The following is a 1,292-nucleotide window of genomic DNA, read 5'->3' as shown; positions in this document are numbered from 1 at the left end:
TTCACAAAAGCCACTGGCCTGGTCCGCGTTCGCTCGCCACTACTAGCGGAGTCTCGTTTGATGTCCTTTCCTCTGGGTACTTAGATGTTTCAGTTCCCCAGGTTCGCTTCTAACCCCTATGTATTCAAGGTTAGATACCTTATTTCTGATGACTAGAAACCACATGCGCCGTTCTCAAAAGGCAGTAAGTCAGTAGGGCAATAAGGCAATATGTTTCTTACATACTGCCCTACTGCCGTATTGCCCTATTGCCTTAAACGACACATCTGATTTTCTAGTCATCTAAGGTGGGTTGCCCCATTCGGAAATCGTCGGATCAAAGGGTATTCGCACCTCCCCGACGCTTATCGCAGCGTATCACGTCCTTCATCGCCTGTGCATGCCAAGGCATCCACCAAATGCCCTTAAGACACTTGATCACTCTCATTGCCAATATCCATCAAAACAGCTTTTAAAGCCGCATTATGCGACGCCGAATGTTGCCATTCGACTGCAAATGCTTGTTTCAACAGTATCAGCAGAAAGACCAGCTTCTCGAGATACAATCGGTGACGGCGGTTAAACACATCAATCATAATGCAAGGCTTGAGCAAGCCATTGCGACATCAACTGGATAGTTGATCCGATTACATCTTCTCTTCACGATTTCATACAGAACAGGCAGACTTTCATAAAAGTCCGCAAACTTGTTTCTTTCTCTTGGATAATCTCTAAACGTCCACTCGACACCAAACTTGATGGTGGAGCCGGACGGGATCGAACCGACGACCCCCTGCTTGCAAAGCAGGTGCTCTCCCAGCTGAGCTACGGCCCCTCATCAAGTAACTTGGTGGGCCTGGGAGGACTTGAACCTCCGACCCCACGCTTATCAAGCGTGTGCTCTAACCAACTGAGCTACAAGCCCTTATACTTTCGCCAACCTCAACCGGTCGGCGCCAATACAGGACGCTAGTCCGTCGCCGCCGATGCGGCGCGCCCGCGCAGGGCCAGCTTTCCAACGGAAAGCGATGCGGCCCGTGAGCGATAAAAAGATCATCCAATGAAGAAAGAGAAACGAAGGCGGCACGCCTGCAAGCGATCGTCAGAGCGACTACTCTGCGATCTATGTTCTAATAAGATGGAGAAGGATCATCAGTCCGAAGACTGCGTCTTTCCAGTTCTCGATCTTCCTTAGAAAGGAGGTGATCCAGCCGCAGGTTCCCCTACGGCTACCTTGTTACGACTTCACCCCAGTCGCTGACCCTACCGTGGTCGCCTGCCTCCTTGCGGTTAGCACAGCGCCTTCGGGTAAA

The 1,292-nt window shown here is 50.9% G+C and carries 2 tRNA genes and 2 rRNA genes; all 4 read right to left on the bottom strand.

Going from position 1 to position 1,292, the window contains the following annotated elements:
* Positions 1 to 419: ribosomal RNA gene (locus ABWW28_RS27560) — 23S ribosomal RNA — on the bottom strand; the annotation flags it as partial.
* Between the two features lie 319 nt (positions 420 to 738).
* Positions 739 to 814: transfer RNA gene (locus tag ABWW28_RS27555), tRNA-Ala, on the bottom strand.
* A 13-nt stretch (positions 815 to 827) separates the two neighbouring features.
* Positions 828 to 904: transfer RNA gene (locus ABWW28_RS27550), tRNA-Ile, on the bottom strand.
* Positions 905 to 1,174: 270 nt separating this feature from the next.
* Positions 1,175 to 1,292 (bottom strand): 16S ribosomal RNA (locus ABWW28_RS27545); the annotation flags it as partial.

Origin of the sequence: Brucella sp. NBRC 14130 (assembly GCF_040371715.1) — a bacterium.
GTDB lineage: Bacteria > Pseudomonadota > Alphaproteobacteria > Rhizobiales > Rhizobiaceae > Brucella > Brucella intermedia.
This window is presented reverse-complemented; position numbering and strand designations above follow the sequence as displayed.